The following is a 19,565-nucleotide window of genomic DNA, read 5'->3' as shown; positions in this document are numbered from 1 at the left end:
TACCCTTGTCCCCCGTGAGCACGCACATCGCCGCCCAGCCCGGCCAGGTCGCCCCCCGAGTCCTCCTCCCCGGCGACCCCCTGCGGGCCCGGTGGATCGCCGAGACGTTCCTGGAGGGGTCGGAGTGCTACAGCGAGGTGCGCGGGATGCTCGGCTTCACCGGCACCTACCGCGGTGAGCCGGTCTCGGTGCAGGGCACCGGGATGGGCCAGCCGTCCGCCTCGATCTACGTCAACGAGCTCATCCGCGAGTATGACGCGCAGCAGCTCGTGCGGGTCGGTTCCTGCGGGGCGCTCGCGGAGGGGCTGAGGGTCCGGGACGTCGTCATCGCCCAGGCGGCCGCCACCGACAGCTCGATGAACACCCTGCGTTTCCAGGGCTACCACTTCCCGCCCACCGCGACGTTCGCGCTCCTGCGCAACGCCGTCGAGGCCGCCGAGCGCGCCGGGGTCCGCCACCAGGTCGGCACCGTCTTCAGCTCCGACAGCTTCTACCACTCGCGCGCGGAGCTGACCGCGAACGTCGTCGAGTACGGCGTGCTGGCGGTGGAGATGGAGGCGGCCGAGATCTACACGCTGGCGGCGCGGCACGGTCGGCAGGCGCTGGGGGTGATGACCGTCTCCGACCACATCGTCACGGGCGAGGAGACGACGGCCCAGGAGCGCGAACAGACCTTCGGCGACATGGTCACCGTTGCGCTCGAGGCGATGCTGGCGACCCCGCTGCCCGCCTGACCGGGCGCGCGCAACCCACGTGAGTGGCGCGGGCACGCCATACCCGCACAGGACGTGCCCGACTCACTCTCGTGAGTGGCGCCTGCCCGCGCCTACCCGTCCTGGCGTGCACCAGCCACTCAGGCGGGTGACCTGCGCACGGTCGCTGGGCGGGTGCCGCGTCCTCAGCGGAGCAGGAACTCCCGCACGTCGGTCGCGAAGCGCTCCCGGTGCTCCAGGTGGGGGCTGTGACCGCACTCCTCGTAGATGATCTCGGTGACCTCGCCCCCGCCCGCCTGCAGGACCGCCCGCAGCTGCGAGACCATCGGCTGCGTGGGACAGACCTCCTCGCCGGGGTAGCCCGGCACCACGCCCAGCCTGCCGAGCTGCGCGAGGTCGAACATCGAGGTGTCGGAGACGATCTGGTCGTCCGCGCCGCGGATCCACAGCACCGGCGGGACGGGGTCGAGGCGGGCGAAGACCGACTGGTCCAGGTACTTCGGGGACAGGGCGTTGTTCGTCCCGGTGGTGCCGGGCGCGACGCCGGGCCAGGTGTCGGTGGGGGTGAGGTCGCCCGGGTAGACGTCCTCGCCGATCGACATCCGCAGCATCCCGTCGACGTACTTCTCCTCCACGTCCGGGGCGAAGGTGAACCCCGGCCGGACGTAGAAGGAGCGCAGCGTCGTCCGGGGGCTGGTGGGCCCGTCCCCACGGTCCCCCTCGGCGATCGCCCGGCAGAACTCCGGGTTGGCCGTGCCCCCGCCCGACCCGGCGAAGTCGGCGGCGACCGGGCGACCCTCGAGCCCGGTCGTGCCGCCGAAGCCGTAGGGGCTGCCGGAGGCCTCCAGCACGATCCGGCGCACCCTCCCGGGGTGGTCGATCGCCAGCTGCAGCGCGATGTTGCCGCCGGCCGACCAGCCGAGCACGTCCACCGGTCCCTCGACGCCGAGGGTGTCCAGCAGGGCGGCGAGGTCGTCGGAGAAGTCGGCCATCCCGCGGGTGGCGTCGACGACCTTGCGCTCGGAGTCGCCGTAGCCGCGGTAGTCCGGGGCGATGAGGTGGAAGTCGGCGGCGAGGTCCTCCATGAGCTCCTCGAAGAACACCGAGGAGCTGACGTTGCCGTGGACGAGGAGCAGGACCGGCGCGGAGGGGTCCCCCGCCTCACGGACGAAGGTGGAGAGCCGGTCGGTCCGGACGGAACGCGCGTCGATGGTCATGGCGCGCATCCTGCCAGCCGGTGAGTCCGCCTGTCAGGGGGCGCGGCGGGCGACGACATCGACGAGGACCCGGGGCAGCTCGCGCGGGTCGCGCAGCACGAAGGCACCCGGCGGAGGAGGGGGTGCTGTGCTTGGCCACGGGGGGCAAGCCTGCGCACGGGCTGCCGGGCGACTAGAGGGACCGGGCGGTCCGGAGGGGGACGCCGTCCTCGAGGAACACCGTGCTCCCGCCGTCACGGAGGGCAGCCCGCAGCGAGACCAGCAGCCGGTGGACGTAGGGCGCCACACGTCCCTCCGCCTCCTCGACCGTGCACCAGCGCACCGCGGTCAGCTCGCTGGGCTGGAGCACCACCCGCTGCGCGAGGTCAGGGTGCACGCCCAGGTCGAAGACCAGCAGCAGCGCGTCCCGCCACTGACGGTAGGGCGGCAGCCAGTCGACCGCGAGGAGCTCGCCCACCGGCAGGTCGACGCCCAGCTCCTCACGGACCTCGCGCAGGAGCGAGTCGACCGGGGACTCCGCCGGCTCGGCGACACCGCCGACGAGGTCCCAGTCCTTCTTGTAGGTGAGCTCGCAGAGCAGCACCCGACCGTCCCCGTCGTGGATCAGGCCCTGCACGATGACCCGCTTGAGCGGCAGCGTCGCGTCGAGCATGCCGAGGAAGGCCGCGGGGGTGCCCGGCTCGGGGTCCTCTACCAGCCGCGCCAGCCGCAGCAGGTCGACCCTCCCGCTCCCGTCGAGCCCGCGGCCGCGAGCGCGGCCCTCCGGCCGCAGCCCGGCACGCTGCAGCACCCGCCGGGTCCCCGCGTCGTCGGCGTCCACCTCCGCCTCCACCCGGTGGTGACCCGCGGCGAAGGCCTCCTGCACGAGTGCACCCACCACCAAGACCGCCTCCGCCTCGGCCGGGGGCAGCGACGACAGGCCGGTCAGCGCCGCCACCCCCGGCGCCACCGCCGTGGTGCCGGGGGTGCGCGGCCCGCCCGAGGGCATACCCCCGTCTCCCCGGCCGCTCAGACGTGCCGGCGGCTGGTGATGACGCGGAACCGGTTCGCCACGAACGCGGCGTCGGCGTAGGCGGCGTTGGCGGCCGGGTTGGCGCCCGTGCCGTGCAGGTCGGAGAACGCCGCGGTCTGGTTGACGAACACCTGGCCGGTGAGGTTCTCCGAGAGCGCCACGCCCGCCTCCGCGGCGGCGTCGCGCGCCGCCTCGAGCACCTGCTCGTCGGAGGAGTAGACGGCCGCCGTCATGCCGCCGTGCTCGCGCACCGTGTCGGCGAAGATGCGCAGCGACTCCCCGGTGTCGGCGGTGCGGACCACGAACGCGACGGGGCCGAAGCACTCCTGGGTGTAGGCCGTCGCGTTGCCCGCGTCGACCGCGACGAGGGCGGGGGTGCGCACCACCGCGTCGGGGTATGCCGCGTGCGTCACCGCGCGGGAGTCGAGGACGACCTCGCCCCCCAGCCGCTCGGCGAGGGCCGGCACGTCGGTGGCCCGGCCGCGGACGTCGTCGTTGACCGTGGCCCCGAGGATCTCCACGGCCCGTGCGTCGTCGGCGGTGAAGCGGCTGATCGCCTCGGCGAGCCGCCCGGTGAACTCCTCGGCGCTCAGGTGGCCCTCGTCGGTCCCGACGCCGGTCGCGGGCACGAAGACGTTCTGCGGCGCGGTGCACATCTGGCCGGAGTAGAGGGAGAAGGAGAAGGCGAGGTTGCCCAGCGTCCCGCGCAGGTCGTCGGTGGAGTCGACGACGACGCTGTTGAGCCCGGCCTTCTCGGTGTAGACGAGCTTGCCCCGGGCGGCCGCCTCGGTCTCCAGCCAGCCTCCGAAACCGGGACCGCCGGTGTAGTCGATGATCTTCACGGCGTCGTCCAGCGCCAGGTCCTTGGCGAGGGTGCCCCCGTCGTCCTCGGCGGCGAGCTGGACCAGTGCCCTGTCGAAGCCCGCCTCGGCCAGCACCTCCCGGGCGATGGCCACGGTGAGGGCGAGCGGCAGGACCGCCCGGGGGTGGGGCTTGACGATCACCGGGTTGCCGGTGGCGAGGCTGGCGAAGAGGCCGGGATAGGCGTTCCAGGTCGGGAAGGTGTTGCAGCCGATGACCAGCGCGACCCCGCGCGGGACCACCCGGTAGTCCTTCTGCATCCGCACCGGCTCCCCCTTGGCCGGCTTCTCCCACACCACCGACGCCGGGAACCGACGCTGCTCCTCGAGCGCCGCGACGACAGCCTCCAGCGCGCGGTCCTGGGCGTGCGGTCCGCCCGCCTGGAAGGACATGACGAAGGGCTGGCCGCTGGTGTGCATCACGGCGTGCGCCATCTCGTGGGACCGACGGTTGATCCGCTCGATGATCTCGGTGCAGACGGCGGCCCGCACCTCGGCACCGGCGTCCCGCCAGGCGGGCATGGCGGCCAGGGCCGCCTCCATCGCGCGCGGCACGTCGAGCTGGGGGTAGCGGACGCCGAGCCGGGGGCCGAAGGGGCTCACCTCCGAGCCGACGACCGCACCGGTCGAGGGCTGGCCGGCAAGGGCCTCGAAGTCCTTGTTCAGGGTCGCCTCGTGCGCCGCCTGCCCGTCCTGGGGCGCGGTCTCGCCGTAGACCCGCGGGCTCGGGGACTCCGGGTAGCGGCTGTAGTAGCTGCGCTCGCGCAGCGCGCGGGCGGCGGCGTCGAGGGTCTCACGGTGGGCCTCGAGGAGCGGGTGCGTCGACGGCAGCGTTGCGGTGTTCGGCATGACGTCAGCCTAACCAGCGCTGCTGACAGGTCCGACCTGCGCAGGATCGAGCACCACGGCGAACAGCCCCCGTGGGTCCTGCAGCGTGAACGGCCGCAGCGCGGCCGAGCGGGGCACGACCTGCCTCCACCGCACCTGCCGCCGGTGCGGCAGCGGCCCGTCGCCCCCGGCGAAGAGGTAGCCACCGACCACCTCGCCCAGCAGCAGCCCGGTGCCGTCCTCGACCGGCACCGCCACGACGTCGCCCGGGCTCACCTCGTCCAGGAACGTCGACAGCTGCCGCAGGTCCTTGGCCGGCCGCCGGCCGGTGCGCTCGCGCGCAAGAGCACTCAGCTCCTCCGGCCGCAGGCCGTCGGCGTCGACCTCGACCCCCGACCGGGCGTCCAGCCCCACGACCCCCGCCCCCAGGCATACCCCGAGCTCGCCGTCCCCCTTCGGCCGCACCACCCACACCCGCACCCCCTCGGGAGGCTCGTCCGCGGGGAGGTCGTCACCCTCCGGCCAGACGTAGGGCAGGTCGTCGGGCTCCAGCCCGAACTCGGCCTCGAACCGGGGCCGGTAGTAGGCGGGGTCCTTGGCGAGGAGGTTGGACCGGTGCGAGCGGTGGAGGGCCTCGTCCCCGAGCCAGCTCGGCAGCAGACCGGCCCGGTCCAGCTCCTCCTGCGTCATCCCCACCACCTGGGGGGCGAACTCGGCGATCTGCGGCCCGGTGCTGTCCGCGTGCCCGACGTCCCGCCAGGCGCGCACGGTGGCCAGCCCGTAGGCGACGAGCGCGGGTGTCCGCCCCCGCCACATCCGCACGGCCGGGTGCGCCGCCCACCCGTAGTCCGGCAGCTCCAGGGCGCGCAGCACCTGCAGCGTCTCCACCCGCTGCTTGCCCAGGCGGGCCGGGTCCAGGAGCCGGGCGCTCGCCCCGAAGTCCGCGACGGGGAGGAAGGTCTGCACCGGCCCATCCTGCGGGACGCGCAGGTATGCCGCGCGCCGGCGGGCTCAACGCCGTCGCCGCACGCGCTCCTCGTCCCAGACCGGCTCGTCCGCCTCGTAGACCTCGCCGTCGGCGCCCAGCACGAGGAACCGGTCGAAGCCGCGGGCGAACCACCGGTCGTGGGTGACCGCGACGACCGTGCCGTCGAACGTGCGCAACCCCTCCTCCAGCGCCTCGGCGGAGTCGAGGTCGAGGTTGTCCGTCGGCTCGTCGAGCAGCAGCAGGGTCGCGCCGGACAGCTCGAGCAGGAGGATCTGGAACCGCGCCTGCTGCCCGCCGGAGAGCGTGTCGAAGGTCTGCTCGGCCTGGTGGGCCAGCTCGTAGCGGTCGAGCACCCGGGAGGCCTCCTCGCGGGTGCGACCCCGCCGGTGGTCGTCCCCGCGGTGCAGGATCTCCAGCAGCGTGCGACCCGCGAGGCCGTGCCCCTCGTGGGTCTGCGCGAACCAGCCGGGGCGCACCCGCGAGCCGAGCCGGGCGGACCCGGTATGCCGCACCGGCGCCGGCGGGGTGTCCCCCACCGGCTGGTGCTCGAGGTCGGGGTCGCTGCCCCCGGCCGCCAGCAGCCGCAGGAGGTGCGACTTGCCCGACCCGTTCGACCCGAGCACGGCGACGCGCTCGCCATACCAGATCTCCAGGTCGAAGGGGTGCATGAGCGGGTCGACGGACGGACCGGTGGCGGGTCCGGGCGCGAGCAGCTCGAGCCGCTCGCAGATCACCGCGCGCTTGGCCGTGCGACCGCCGGTGAGGCGCATGGTGACGTTCTGGTCGCGGGCGACCTTCTCCGGGGGCCCGGCCTCCTCGAAGCGGCGCAGCCGGGTCTGGGCGGCCTGGTAGCGGGCGGCCATGTCGGCGTTGTACGAGGCCTTCTGCTTGTAGAGGAGCATGAGCCGGCGCAGCTTGGCGTGCTCCTCCTCCCAGCGTCGCAGCGACTCCTCCAGCCGGGCGTTGCGCTCGGCCCGGGCCTGGTGCCAGGTGGCGAAGGAGCCGGCATGCGTCCAGGCCGAGGCCCCCGCCGCACCCGGTTCGAGGGTGACCACGCGGGTGGCCGCCCGACTGAGCAGCTCGCGGTCGTGGCTGACGAGCAGGACGGTCTTGGGCGTGGCGCGCAGCTGGTCCTCGAGCCAGCGCTTCCCCGGGACGTCGAGGTAGTTGTCCGGCTCGTCGAGCAGCAGCACCTCGTCCGGTCCGCGGAGCAGCGCCTCGAGGACGACGCGCTTCTGCTCCCCGCCGGAGAGGGTGGAGACGCGGCGCCACTGGGCCCGCTCGTAGGGGATGCCGATCGCCGCGGTGGTGACCTCGTCCCAGCGGGTCTCCTGCTCGTAGCCGCCGACGTCGCCCCAGTCCGCGAGCGCCTGGGCGTAGGCCATCTGCGCCGGCTCGTCGTCGACCTCCATCATGGCGAGCTCGGAGGTGTCGAGGGCCCGTGCGGCGGTGACGATCCGCTCCGGCGCGACGGAGACGAGCAGGTCGCGGACGGTGGAGTCGTCGCGCAGCGACCCGATGAACTGCCGCATGACGCCGAGCCCGCCGGTGCGGGTGACGCTGCCCCCGTGCGGGTCGAGGTCACCGGCGACGATGCGCAGGAGGGTCGTCTTGCCGGTGCCGTTGGGGCCGATGAGCGCGACCTTCTCGCCCTCGCCGACGCGGAAGCCGACCTCGTCCAGCAGCGGACGGCCGTCCGGCAGGACGTAGGAGATCTGGCTCAGCTCGACGTGCCCCACGGGAGCGAGGGTGGCAGGTGGAGGTGGCGGAGTCCACTCCTTTGTGCCCTGCGGCGGGTGTCCCGTGGCCAGCGTGGTCGCCTCCGGCCACCGTCCCGTGGAAGAGGGTCCCGTGGGAGTGAGGCGTTCTGGCTCACTTTCACGGGACGCTCTTTTCAAGGGACACCCTGACGCGGTGGGACCGCTAGGTCGTGGGACGCCCTAGGCCGTGGTCCAGTCGGCGTCGTCGCCCCTCGGCCAGGGCCATCGCGATCTGCTGCACGAACGGCTCGGGGTCGACGCGCCATCCGAGGACCGGGATCTGCAGGCTGATCGTCGTGGGGCTGGAGATCGACAGGCTGTTCAGCCGAAGCGCGTCCCTGACGAGCGTGAGGCCGACGAAGTGATGCGCTCCCTGGACCTCGGCATGCACCCCCTCGTCGTCCCAGAGGAGGTCGAGATACACCCGCCCGTCCGGACCGGTCCGCACCACCTGACGTGACGGCGTCGGCAGGCCACGGGCCCGGCACACGTCCACGACGTCGAGCTCGTTGATCGAGTGGGCGCCGTCGCAGATGTCCCCGATGACCCCGTCGAGGGTCCGGCGTCGTCGTGAGCGTCCTACTCCTCGCCACCGGTCGAGGAGCGCGGAGGTCGAGACGAGACGCTGCTGCACGGCCATGGCGAGGATGGTGGCGGCGGCGCGGTCCGTCCTGGCCCACTCCGCCGCGCGGACGAGGGCGACCTCGGGCCGGGTCCGCCGCAGACCCGTCCGGATCGCGGGCCCGACGTCCCGCAGGATGTGGTGCCGGACCCCGTCGAGCGGACGGACGGTGGCGTTCCTCGGCACGGACACGTGGACCTCCGCCTCCGTCCAGGAGGTCAGCCCTGCGGCGATGAGGGCGGACGGTCCGTCGAGGACGGAGCGCGGCCCCGACTCCCACAACGCCTGCCAGAGCAGACCCTGGCCCCGCGGCGTGCGGCCGTCGACGCAGATGGTGCGGACGCCGGCGCGGTGCCAGGCACCTCGTCGCAACTGGCCGTCCACGTCGTCCCGCGTCAGGCCGGCCGCGAGCAGGTCCCCCCGACGCGCCACCCCGGAGTACCGGGCGGCGACACGGTCCCCGATCGCGGTCAGCCGTGCCAGCCGGCTGGCCGACGTCGGTGCCCAGATGCGACGCCCGGAGTCCCCACCCGAGCGCCCACCACCCGCCGGCCCACCACCGTGCATCTGGCCTCCAGCCACCTCGTGCCCCCTACCCCATCTCCACCGACCCTGAGGCTGCCACGCGGCGGGTGCCGAGCTGGCCCGTCGTCCACAGGGCACGGGTGCCAACCGCGTGCCGACCGCGTCCCCACCGGTCCCGTGAAAGAGCGTCCCGTGGGAATGAGGCAGAGCGCCGCACTTCCACGGGACCCTCTTCTACGGGACGAGGTGACGTGACCACAGCGATGGGCAAGGGGGCGAGGGGTCGAGGCGAGCGAGGACGCGCATGGGTGCCTTTAGCCGCGTGCCAGAGTGGGCGCCATGACGCAGCCGCAGGACGCCCCCAGCGCCGACGCCAGCCGACCGGCGCCCACCCACGCCGGCACCACCCAAGCCGGCACCACCCTCCTCGGTGACCCCGGTGGCGTCACGGTCGCGGTGATCGGGGCCGGGGCGATGGGCCGGGGGATCGCCCAGGTCGCGGCGCAGGCCGGCCACCCGGTGGTCCTCGTCGACAGCCAGCCGGGGGCGGCCGACCGGGCGCGCGACGACATCGCCGCCACCCTGGCCACCCTCGCCGCCAAGGGCAGGGTCACCGCGGACGAGGCGGAGGCCACCGTCTCGCACCTGTCCACCCTCACCACCGCGGACATGCGCGCGGTCCCCCCTGCCGGCCTGGTCATCGAGGCCGTGGTCGAGCACCTCGACGTGAAGCGGGTCATCTTCCGCCAGCTCGAGGAGACGCAGCCACCCACGACCGTCCTGGCCACCAACACCTCGAGCCTGTCGATCGACGCGATCACGGGCGAGGCGACCACCGGTCACGACGCCGCGCTCCACGGGGGGGTCTCGCCCGCCATGGCCCGGCCAGGACAGGTGCTGGGGCTGCACTTCTTCAACCCGCCCCCGCTGATGCGGCTGGTGGAGGTCGTCACGGGCCTCGCCACCGACCCGGCCGTCCTCGACGACGCCTGCGCGCTGATGCGTCGCTGGGGCAAGACCCCCGTCCGGTGCACCTCGACCCCCGGCTTCATCGTCAACCGCGTCGCCCGCCCCTACTACGGCGAGGCCCAGCGGATGGCCGCCGAGGGCATCGCCGACCCCGCCACCCTGGACCTCGCCCTGCGCTCCGCCGGCTTCCGCATGGGCCCGTTCGAGCTGACCGACCTCATCGGGCAGGACGTCAACCTTGCGGTCGGCGAGTCGGTGTGGCACCAGACCGGCGAGGACCCCCGCTACGCGCCCACGGCATACCAGCGCGACCTCGTGCGCGCCGGCCGGCTCGGGCGCAAGACCGGGCACGGCGTCTTCCGCTATGACGAGTCCGGCACCGCGGTCGACGCCACCCCCGACCAGGACCTCGCGGGCCGGCTCGTCGGCGGGCCGCTCGTCACCGACCCGGTGGCGAGGACGCTGGCGATGCTCGTCAACGAGGGCGTCGACCTCGTCCACCGCGGGGAGGCGAGCGCCGAGGACGTCGACACCGCGATGCGGCTCGGCACGAACTACCCCAGGGGTCCGTTCGAGTGGCTCGAGGAGATCGGAGCCGCCGAGGTCCGGGCCCAGCTGCTCGAGCTGGACGAGATCTACCCCGGGGGCCGCTACCGCCCGAGCGAGGCGCTGTGAGCACCGGGGCACCCCGGCCCGGCGCGACACCGGGCCCCGACGCGCAGCCCGAGCCCGACCTCACCCACGTGCGCACCATGTGGGCGGACGACAGGGCCTCGGGCGCGCTCGGCATCGAGCTGCTCGAGGTCTCCGTCGACACCACGGGCGAGCCGCCCGTCGGCCTCGCCCGCACCCGCATGCCCGTCGTCGCGACGATGGTGAACGGCCACGACATCATGCACGGCGGCTACATCTTCACGCTGGCCGACTCCACCTTCGCCCTGGCCTGCAACGCCACCGGCCGGCTGACTGTGGCCGCGGGCTGCGACATCACCTTCGTCACCTCGGCCCGCCTCGGTGACGTCCTGGTGGCGGACGCCCGCGAGCGCCTCACCTACGGCCGCAGCGGCCTCACCGACGTCACCGTCACGCGCGAGGCCGACGGGGCCGTCGTCGCGGAGTTCCGCGGCCGGAGCAGGTCGCTGCCGCCCCGCTGAGGGGCAGCGCCCCGCCCGGGTGCGGGACGGCATACCCTGCCCCCAGAGCAGGAGCCCAGGAGGAGACACCGATGTCGCTGCCGGAGATCACACCCGCACCGGAGCTCTACGACGACGCCGAGCGATGGTCGATGGACCAGCTGCGCGCCGAGCAGCTCACCCGGCTGCGGTCGTGCGTGCGGCGCGCCTACGACGGCGTGCCGCACTACCGGCGCGAGATGGAGGGGCGCGACCTGCACCCCGACGACATCCGCAGCCTCGACGACGTCCGGCTGCTGCCGTTCACGACCAAGGCGACGCTGCGCGACAACTACCCCTTCGGGATGCTCGCCGTCCCCCGCGAGCGGTGCGTGCGTCTCCACGCGAGCTCGGGGACGACCGGCCGGCCGACGGTCGTCGGCTACACCCAGCAGGACATCGACACGTGGGCCGGGCTGGTCGCGCGCTCCCTGCGCGGCGCCGGAGTGCGACCGGGCGACATGGTGCACGTCGCCTACGGCTACGGCCTGTTCACCGGCGGCCTCGGCGCGCACTACGGCGCGGAGCGGCTGGGCTGCACGGTCGTCCCGATGAGCGGTGGCCAGACCGAGAAGCAGATCCAGCTCGTCCAGGACTTCCGCCCGGACGTCATCATGGTGACGCCGTCCTACTTCCTGGCGCTGGTCGACCACGTCAAGGAGCTGGGCCTGGACCCCGCGGAGACCTCGTTGCGGATCGGGGTGTTCGGCGCCGAGCCCTGGACCCAGGCGATGCGTGAGGAGATCGAGCAGACCTGCCAGATGCACGCGACCGACATCTTCGGGCTGAGCGAGATGATGGGGCCCGGCGTGGCGCAGGAGTGCGTCGAGACCAAGGACGGGCTGACGCTGTGGGAGGACCACTTCCTCCCCGAGATCATCGACCCGATCACCGAGGAGCCGGTGCCCGACGGCGAGGAGGGCGAGCTGGTCCTCACCGCGATCACCCGCGAGGCGATGCCGGTGCTGCGCTACCGTACCCGCGACCTCACCCGCCTGCTGCCCGGCACCGCCCGGCCGGCGATGCGCCGGATGGCCAAGATCACCGGTCGCTCCGACGACCTGATGATCGTGCGCGGGGTCAACGTCTTCCCGACGCAGATCGAGGAGATCGTGCTGAAGGTCGAGGGGCTGACCCCGCACTTCCAGTGCATCCTCACCCGGCCCGGACGGATGGACCAGCTGACCGTCAACGTCGAGGCCGCCCCCGGCCTGGACCCCGCGCGGTATGACGCGCTCGCCCGGGAGGTCTCGCACCAGGTCAAGTCGCGCATCGGCACGAGTGCGCAGGTCGTGATCCTCGGCGAGGGCGGCATCGAGCGCTCGGTCGGCAAGGCCCGCCGGATCGTGGACCGGCGGGAGGAAGGCTGAGCCCGACGCGGTCCCGATCAGGTCCCGTCCGGACACAGGGTCGACGTGTGTCGGGGACACTCCCTAGGGTCGGCTCATGACGACCTGGTGGGGGTGGGCCCTCCGGCGGGCCCGCGCCTCGACGGGTCTGCTGCTGACCCTGCTCGCCCTCGTGACCGTGACCACCGCGATCCTCGCGGGGGCTGTGGGCTACTCCAGCGCGGCCGCGACCACGGCCGCCCGCTCGGCCCTCACCGACGCGCCGCCCGACCAGGCCGGCATCCGCGTGCAGACGCGTCAGGGCGAGGACCCGCAGGCGCAGGACGTCGCCGCCCGGAGCCGCATCGACGCGGCGTTCACGCCGGCGCCGATCAGCGTCCAGCGCACGCTCGTCAGCGAGCCGCGTCCCGTCACGCTCGGCGGCACCGCGCTGCCGGGGCGTCTCGTGGTGCTCGCCAGCGGCTCCCTCACCCCGGCCGACCCGGGTGCGGCCGACCGGGTGTCGCTGACCGAGGGGTCCTGGCCCGTCGACGCGACCGACCCGGTCCAGGGGATGCTGCACGCGGCGACGGCCGGGGAGTGGGAGGTCGGCGTCGGCGACACCCTCGAGGTCGACGGCACACCGGTCGCCATCGTCGGCACCTGGCGTCCGGTGGACGCCGCGGACGCGTACTGGTTCGGCGACCGGCTGGTGGCTGCCGGCGCCGACGGGTCCGACCGCGGCCCCCTGGTCGTCCCCCCGTCGACGCTGACCACCCTGGTGGACGCGCCGTTCGTGCGCTGGACGGTGCAGCCGGACGCCAGCCGGATCCAGCCCGACGACCTGGCCCGGCTGGCCTCCGCGGCGGCCAGCCTGCAGGCCTCGCTCAAGGTGCCCGAGGTGGACGTCCGGGGGGTGACGGTCGACGGTGACCTCGCCCCGACCGCCGCGGCGGCGTCCACCAACCTCGCGACCGCCCGGGCGCTGGGGGTCATCCCGCTGTCGGTCCTCGTGCTCGTCACGATGCTCGCCGTCGTCCAGCTGGCCCGGCTCCTCGCCACCACCCGCGACGCGCAGGCCCAGCTGCTCGTGGCCCGCGGAGCCACACGGACGCAGGTGCTCGTCGGCACGGTCGGGGAGGCGGCGCTCGTGGCCCTGCTCGGCACGGCGCTCGGGGCCCTGGCCGCCGGCCTCGTCCTGCGGGCCGTGCCCGCCGGTGACGCCCAGGGCACCACCGTGGCAGGGGTCGCGGCGGTGAGCGGGCTCCTCGTCCTGCTCGTGCTCGCCGTCGTCGCCACGGCCCAGGTGCGCCGCCTCACCGGTGGCGGGACGGCCACCGCCGACCTGTCGGGCCGGGCGCGTGCGGCGACGGCGCTGGCGACCGTCGTGCTCGTCCTGGGGGCGGCCGGCGTGGCGTGGTGGCAGCTGCGGCGGGCAGGGTCCCCGGTCCTCGTCCGGGCGGACGGTTCCCTCGGCACCGACCTCCTCGCCGGAGCGGCACCGGCGCTGCTCCTGGCCGCCGCGGCGGTGGTCGCCATGGCCCTGCTGGGCCCGGCCGGGCGCCTGGCTGAGGCCCTCACCCGGCCCGGGCGGGCGGCGTCCGGGCACCTGGCGGCCGCCCAGGTCTCCCGCCGCCTCCCGGTGTATGCCGTGCCCGCCGTCCTCACCGTGCTCGCCGTCGGCGCGACCACCCTGTCCGGCCTCTACGCCGGCACGGCCGCCCACCTGCGGGACAACCTGGCCGCGGTGGGCCAGGGAGCACCGGTGCGCGCGGTCCTCGTCGAGCCCCCGGTCACCACGGGCCCCGGGGTGGTCCCACCGGCGCCTGACCTCCTCGGCGACACCCCCGGCGTGGCGTCGTCGGTCGCCGTCTGGACCGACCCGGACGCCCGCCTCGCCGACCTCACGGTCGCCGTGACCATGGCCCCCGCCGCTCAGCTCGCCGACGTCGTGACGCAGCCCGACCTGCCGGACGGGTCCGGGCCGGTCGTGCCGGTCGCCGAGCTCACCGGCGGGGGCCCGGACCTCACCGGCCAGGGCGTGCTCCTACCGGCCGGGACCCGGACCGTCGAGCTCACCCTCGAGGCCGAGCTCACGGTCCCGGACGAGGAGCTGGAGAGGCTGCAGGCCGGCTACGAGTCCCTCGTCGACCAGCTCACCGGCGAGGCCGAGGGGGAGGTCTTCCTCGGCCCGGACGCGGCGCCGCTGCCCGAGGAGGAGGCCCGCGCCACGGCGCGCTCCATGACCGACGAGCCGCTGCGTGCCGCCGGTGCCGAGGCCGTGAAGGACTGGGTCGTCTCGATGACCGTCGCCGACCCCGCGACCGGTCTGATCAGCACGGTGGACGGTGCGCCCGTCGAGGTGACGCGGGCGACCGTCGAGCCGCCGCAGGCACCGCGGCCCTACACGGACTCCGCGGTCGCGGCGGGCGGGGGCGGGGGGACCGTGACGTTCACCCTCCCGGAGGCCACCGGACTGGTGGTGCGCGACCTGCGCCTGCGCATCCCGGTGACGCACGACGACCGCTTCGACCCGGTCCCCCAGGACGTCCGGCTGACGCTGACGGCACGGACCGACGACGGCACCGACCTCCTCGCGCTGGCGTCGGGGTGGGGCTCGCCGGTCGCGGCCCCCCCGGACGTGGTCGCCGAGGCGGAGGCCGAGCGGGAGGCGCAGGGTGATCCCGGGATCAGGACCTACGTCGACCCGCGGACGGGTCACGTCCTGACCGTCGACGACGCGGTCTACGTGCCACCCAGCCTCGACGTGAGCGCCACCCCCTGGGTGATCGCCGGGAGGTCCAACGTCAACCTCCCCCCGTCGCTCACGGTCGCACCGGGGACCAGCTACCGCGAGCCCGTCCCGGGCAGCCCGTTCGCGCCCGCGCCCCCGCGGGGGGACGACGAGGCGACGCCGGGCACCGTGCCGGTGGCGCTGACGCCGGCCGCCGCCCGCGCCGCGAACCTCGCGGTGGGGTCCCCCGCCCAGATCCGGGCCTTCGGCGCCACCCTGCCGGTGACCGTGTCGGCGATCGTCCCGGCGGTCCCCGGCACCCTGGCCCCGCTGGCCGCGCTCGTGGACCGCGACGCGGTGGCCGCGGTGCTCGCCGACCTCGACCGCCCGCTGCCCCACCCGACCGAGGTCTGGGCCAGCACGGCACCCGGTGCGGACACGGACGCCGTCGTCGAGGAGCTGACCGGGCGCGCGGACGTGGCCACGGTCACCGGGCCGGGTGCGGTCACGGTCACCGACGCCACCACCGCAGCCCGCCTCGTCTTCCGGGTCGCCTCGGCGGGGGCCGTGCTGCTGGCGGCCACCGGCATCGCCGCCGTCGCGGCGACGCTCCTGGGTGCACGCCGCCCGGAGGTCGCGGTCCTGCGCGCCCTCGGTATGCCGCCGCGGGCCCAGGCGCGCTCGCGCGCCGTCGAGCTGGCCGGCGTGGTCTCGGCCGCGGTGCTGATGGGCCTCGCGGCCGGGTGGCTCGTCAGCCGTGCCGTGGTGCCCGAGCTGGCGCGGTCGACGACCCAGCGGGCGCAGGTGGCGCTCGCCGCGCCGCTGCGGCTCGAGGTCGGCCCCTGGGTCGCCCTCCTCACCGCGGGTGCCGTGGTCGTGCTGGCGGTCGTCCTCGTCCAGGCCGTCATGGTGGCGCGCCAGGCGGTCGACCGCGACTACCGCGAGGAGATCCGGTGACCGGCCGGCACCGCGCCACACCCCGCGGCACCGGGGCGACGACGGGTGTCCGGGCTCCCGGTGGTGCGGGGCGGCATACCGGAGCGGGTCTGGCGTGGCGGCAGTTCGTGGCGGACCCGTGGGTGTCCGCCGCGCTCGCGCTCCTCGTCGCCCTGGTCTCGTTCCTGCTGACCGCCGTGCCCCGCGCGCTGGAGGACGTCAACGCCCGTCAGCTGGTGCAGGACCTCGGGCTCCTCTCCGCGCAGCAGCGCGACGTCACCGGCGCCTGGGGGACGACCGTGGAGACGGCGGTGGGGAGCGTCGACCAGGACGGGCAGCCCACCGCGCTAGACCCCTGGCAGGCGTTCCGGGAGGGGGCCGAGCGTGTCCGCTCCGCCCAGCCGGAGCCGCTGCGCACGGTCCTGCAGGAGGCGCAGATGACGGCGCGCGTCACCAACGCGCTCGACCACGTGCCCGCCGTGGAGTCCGGCTACTACAACGCCCAGGTGACCGTGCGCGCCGACCCCGGGCTCACCGAGCACGTCGAGCTCGTCGAGGGCGGGTGGCCCGAGCTCGAGCAGACGGTGCTCCCCGACCCCCGGGAGGCCGAGGGGCCGGTCGCCCGGGGTCCGCAGCAGCCCTCCGGCCCGCTCGTCCCCGTCGTGGTCCTGGAGGAGGCGGCCGCGGAGATGCTCTGGGAGGTCGGGGAGGAGATCGCCGGACGGCTCGAGCTGGTCGGGACGTACCGACCGGTCGACCCCGACAACCCCCGCTGGCAGCACGTCGACAACGGCACGACGATGGGCGTGCTCGCCGATCCCAACCGTGGCGAGCAGGGCACGATCACCGCGTTCGTCAGCCCGCTGAGCAGGGGTTTCCTCGGCCAGCCGACCGCGGTGCGGACCGAGGTCTGGTATCCCGTCGACGCCGCCGCCGTCACCACGGGGCGCGTCGACACGGCCGAGCTCCGGCGCCAGCTCACCGGGATGCTGGCGCAGCAGCACGTGCTCGTGCCCGCAGGTGACCCGGCGCTGTCAGCCCTCGAGGGCGACCAGGTCCCGGCCTTCACCACGGGCCTGACCGACGCGCTCGACAAGGTCGTGCGCCAGCAGCGAGCCACCTCCTCCCTGCTGGCGGTGGTGGCCGCCGGGCCGCTGGGGGTCGCGGCGGCGGTCCTGGGGCTCGCGGCCCGGCTCGTCGTCTCCCGTCGCCGGGCCGCCCTCGCGGTGGTCCTGGCCCGCGGGGCGAGCCCCCGGCAGGTGCGGTGGCTCGTCGCGGGTGAGGGGCTGGCCCTCGGCGTCCCGGCCGCCCTGCTGGGTCACGCCCTGGCGGTCGCCGCCGTCCCGGGAGCCGGCCGGTGGTGGGAGTGGCTGGTGACCGCCGCCGTCGCGGCGACCCCCGCCGTCGCGCTCGCCGCCAGCCTCGACGACGCCTCGCTCCTCCACGAGCGTCGCGACCTGTCAGGACGCAGCCGCAGCAGGTGGCGGTGGGTGGCCGAGCTGTCCGTGGCCGTCCTGGCCGGGCTCGCGACCTGGCGTCTGCTGGACCGGGACACGCGGGGGGACGCCGCGTCCGACTCGGGCATCGACCTCCTGGCCGCCGCCGCCCCCGTCCTGCTCGCCCTCGTGGCGTGCTCCGTGGCGCTGCGTCTCTACCCGCTCCCGCTGGCCGCGCTCGTCCGGGTGCTCCGGTCCGGGCGCGGCCTGACCCCGTTCCTCGGTGCGGCCAGGGCCCTGCGTGACCCGGCCGGCGGGCTCGTGCCCACGCTGGCCGTCGTCCTCGGGACGTCGGTGGCGCTGGTCAGCGCGGTGCTGCTCACGACCGTGACCCACGGCGCCGACGCGGCGGCCTGGGAGCGCAACGGCGCGGACGTGAGGGTCCGCGGGCCGCAGATGACGGACGAGGTGGTCGCCGCGCTGCGCGGCATCGAGGGGGTCGAGGCGGTGGTGCGGCTCCGGGACGCCGGGACGACGTTCGAGCTGAGCGCGGGAGAGGACCGGACGCCGGTGCGGGTGCTGCTGGCGGACACCGAGCTCTCCTCCGTCATGCCGGCGGACGGTCCGGCCGCCGGCCCGCCTCCCGGGCTGTACGCCGAGGGAGGACCCGTCCCGGTGCTCGCGGGCGGGTCGGCCCCGACGAGGTCCGGCCCGGCCTCGGTCCGCGGGGTGGGGGAGGTGGTGGTCCTCGGGCACGCCGCCGAGCTGCCCGGGTTCCGGACGCCCGGGAGCTGGGTGCTGATCAGCGCGGAGAGGTGGGAGCGTGCGGGCCGGAGCGTCCCGGCGGCCACCACCGCCCTGGTGTCGCTCGCCGACGGCGCGGACCACGGCCGGGTCGCCGGTGAGGTGGAGGGTGTCCTCGGCAGCTCCGTCGTGACCACGGTCCAGCAGGAGCTGGACGCCTTCGCCTCGGCACCCGTGACGACGGGTCTGACGCGGGCGTTCGTGGGGGCGACCGTCCTCACCGGCCTGCTGACGGTCCTCGCCATCGCCGTCGTCCAGCTCATGGGGGCCGACGCCCGCGCGCGGCTGCTGGCCGTGTTGCGCACCCTCGGCCTGGGCGCGCGTCAGACGCGTGCCCTGACGGCCTGGGAGCTCGCCCCGATGGTCCTCACCTCGATCGTCGTCGGAGCCGTGCTCGGCCTCGTCGTGCCGTGGGTCCTCGTCCGGGCCCTCGACCTCACCGGGGTCACCGGTGGCCGAGCCCAACCCCCGCTCTCCCTCGACCCGCTCCTCGTCGGCGCCGTCCTGGCCGCCGTCGTCCTGACCGTCCTGCTCGCCATCACCGTCAGCGCCTGGCTCGCCGGGCGGACCAACCTCGCGCAGGCCCTGCGCGTCGGGGAGGAACGATGACCACGACCGACCGCACCCAGCGACCGCCCGACAGCGCCGGGGGTCCAGCCCGGGCGCAGGAGCAGGGCGGCAGGGCCCACGTGGGCCCCGACATCTGGTGCGAGGACCTCGTCCGCATCTACTCGACCGAGGGTGTCGAGGTCCAGGCGCTCCAGGGTCTCAACCTCGTCGTCGACCCCGGTGACGTGGTCGCCCTCGTCGGGGCGTCCGGCTCGGGCAAGTCGACGCTGCTCGGCATCCTCTCCGGGCTCGACCGTCCCACCGGCGGCCGCGCCCGGGTGGCCGGCGTCGACCTCCTCACGATGAACCGGGCGCAGCGCGTGGACTACCAGCGGCACGTCGTCGGCTTCGTCTGGCAGCAGACCTCGCGCAACCTGCTGCCGTTCCTCACCGCCGCCGACAACGTCGCCCTGCCCATGGTCATCAGCAGCCGGACGGGGCGCGGCGGCCGGGTCGGCGAGCTGCTGGAGCTCCTCGGGGTCGCCGACTGCGCCGACCGTCGGCCCTCCCAGCTCTCCGGCGGTCAGCAGCAGCGGGTGGCCATCGCGACCGCCCTGGCCAACTCCCCCGCCGTGCTCCTCGCCGACGAGCCGACCGGCGAGCTCGACGACGCGGCGTCGGAGCAGGTGCTGGAGGCGATGCGGACGGCGGCCGGTGAGCTCGGCACCACGGTCCTCGTCGTCACCCACGACCCCACGGTCTCCGACCACGTCCGCCGGACGGTGCAGATCCGCGACGGTCGCACCTCCACCGAGGTCCTGCGACAGAAGGTCGTCGGGCCGGACGGGGTCGAGCGGACGGTCGCGCGGGAGTACACCGTGATCGACCGCGCCGGCCGCATCCAGCTCCCGAAGCAGCACGTGCAGCAGCTCGGTCTCCACGACCGGGTGCGGATCGAGAAGGAGTCGACGCACGTCCAGGTGTGGCCCGACGACCAGGACCACCACCTGACCGACCCCGCGACCGGCGACGGCGAGGAGGAGCGATGAGAAGCCCTGTGTCAACCCGTCGCGGCCATGGCCTCCTGGGTGGGGTTGGTGAGGAGGCGTTGG

13 protein-coding genes are annotated in these 19,565 nt (G+C 74.8%); 7 read left to right on the top strand and 6 right to left on the bottom strand.

Going from position 1 to position 19,565, the window contains the following annotated elements; all coding sequences use genetic code 11:
- Positions 1-14 precede the first annotated feature (14 nt).
- The gene (gene deoD, locus D4B81_RS15025) at positions 15-734 is read left to right on the top strand and encodes a purine-nucleoside phosphorylase (protein ID WP_122263510.1); all 720 of its coding nucleotides are present in this window, start codon (positions 15-17) and stop codon (positions 732-734) included.
- A gap of 164 nt (positions 735-898) precedes the next feature.
- Here deoD and D4B81_RS15020 read toward each other — a convergent pair whose 3' ends face one another.
- The 6 genes from D4B81_RS15020 to D4B81_RS14995 all read right to left on the bottom strand — a co-directional run bounded on the left by D4B81_RS15020 (position 899) and on the right by D4B81_RS14995 (position 8,582).
- The gene (locus tag D4B81_RS15020; protein WP_122263509.1) at positions 899-1,930 is read right to left on the bottom strand and encodes an alpha/beta fold hydrolase; all 1,032 of its coding nucleotides are present in this window, start codon (positions 1,928-1,930) and stop codon (positions 899-901) included.
- A 172-nt stretch (positions 1,931-2,102) separates the two neighbouring features.
- Positions 2,103-2,918 (bottom strand): NUDIX hydrolase, encoded by an 816-nt coding sequence (locus D4B81_RS15015; RefSeq protein WP_122263508.1) that lies wholly within the window; start codon positions 2,916-2,918, stop codon positions 2,103-2,105.
- A gap of 20 nt (positions 2,919-2,938) precedes the next feature.
- Positions 2,939-4,651 (bottom strand): phenylacetic acid degradation protein PaaN, encoded by a 1,713-nt coding sequence (paaN, locus tag D4B81_RS15010; protein WP_122263507.1) that lies wholly within the window; start codon positions 4,649-4,651, stop codon positions 2,939-2,941.
- Between the two features lie 9 nt (positions 4,652-4,660).
- Complete coding sequence (locus D4B81_RS18945; RefSeq protein ID WP_122263506.1) at positions 4,661-5,596, bottom strand: MSMEG_6728 family protein; 936 nt, start codon at positions 5,594-5,596, stop codon at positions 4,661-4,663.
- A 45-nt stretch (positions 5,597-5,641) separates the two neighbouring features.
- Complete coding sequence (locus D4B81_RS15000) at positions 5,642-7,357, bottom strand: ABC-F family ATP-binding cassette domain-containing protein (protein ID WP_122263505.1); 1,716 nt, start codon at positions 7,355-7,357, stop codon at positions 5,642-5,644.
- A 184-nt stretch (positions 7,358-7,541) separates the two neighbouring features.
- Positions 7,542-8,582 (bottom strand): hypothetical protein, encoded by a 1,041-nt coding sequence (locus D4B81_RS14995; protein ID WP_161965193.1) that lies wholly within the window; start codon positions 8,580-8,582, stop codon positions 7,542-7,544.
- A gap of 282 nt (positions 8,583-8,864) precedes the next feature.
- Between D4B81_RS14995 and D4B81_RS14990 the strand changes: the two genes are divergently transcribed.
- The 6 genes from D4B81_RS14990 to D4B81_RS14965 all read left to right on the top strand — a co-directional run bounded on the left by D4B81_RS14990 (position 8,865) and on the right by D4B81_RS14965 (position 19,502).
- The gene (locus D4B81_RS14990; RefSeq protein ID WP_122263596.1) at positions 8,865-10,169 is read left to right on the top strand and encodes a 3-hydroxyacyl-CoA dehydrogenase NAD-binding domain-containing protein; all 1,305 of its coding nucleotides are present in this window, start codon (positions 8,865-8,867) and stop codon (positions 10,167-10,169) included.
- The gene (locus D4B81_RS14985; protein ID WP_237566029.1) at positions 10,166-10,648 is read left to right on the top strand and encodes a hotdog fold thioesterase; all 483 of its coding nucleotides are present in this window, start codon (positions 10,166-10,168) and stop codon (positions 10,646-10,648) included. Before D4B81_RS14990 ends, D4B81_RS14985 begins: the two co-directional genes overlap by 4 nt.
- 71 nt (positions 10,649-10,719) lie before the next feature.
- Complete coding sequence (gene paaK, locus D4B81_RS14980) at positions 10,720-12,036, top strand: phenylacetate--CoA ligase PaaK (RefSeq protein WP_202613717.1); 1,317 nt, start codon at positions 10,720-10,722, stop codon at positions 12,034-12,036.
- A 76-nt stretch (positions 12,037-12,112) separates the two neighbouring features.
- Positions 12,113-15,685: an FtsX-like permease family protein gene (locus D4B81_RS14975; protein ID WP_122263503.1), complete on the top strand. Its 3,573-nt coding sequence runs from the start codon at positions 12,113-12,115 to the stop codon at positions 15,683-15,685.
- The gene (locus tag D4B81_RS14970; protein ID WP_122263502.1) at positions 15,682-18,513 is read left to right on the top strand and encodes an ABC transporter permease; all 2,832 of its coding nucleotides are present in this window, start codon (positions 15,682-15,684) and stop codon (positions 18,511-18,513) included. The genes D4B81_RS14975 and D4B81_RS14970 overlap by 4 nt, the downstream gene beginning before the upstream one ends.
- The gene (locus D4B81_RS14965; protein ID WP_122263501.1) at positions 18,510-19,502 is read left to right on the top strand and encodes an ABC transporter ATP-binding protein; all 993 of its coding nucleotides are present in this window, start codon (positions 18,510-18,512) and stop codon (positions 19,500-19,502) included. Before D4B81_RS14970 ends, D4B81_RS14965 begins: the two co-directional genes overlap by 4 nt.
- Positions 19,503-19,565 lie beyond the last annotated feature (63 nt).

Source organism: Ornithinimicrobium cerasi, assembly GCF_003702705.1.
Lineage (GTDB): Bacteria > Actinomycetota > Actinomycetes > Actinomycetales > Dermatophilaceae > Ornithinicoccus > Ornithinicoccus cerasi.
This window is presented reverse-complemented; position numbering and strand designations above follow the sequence as displayed.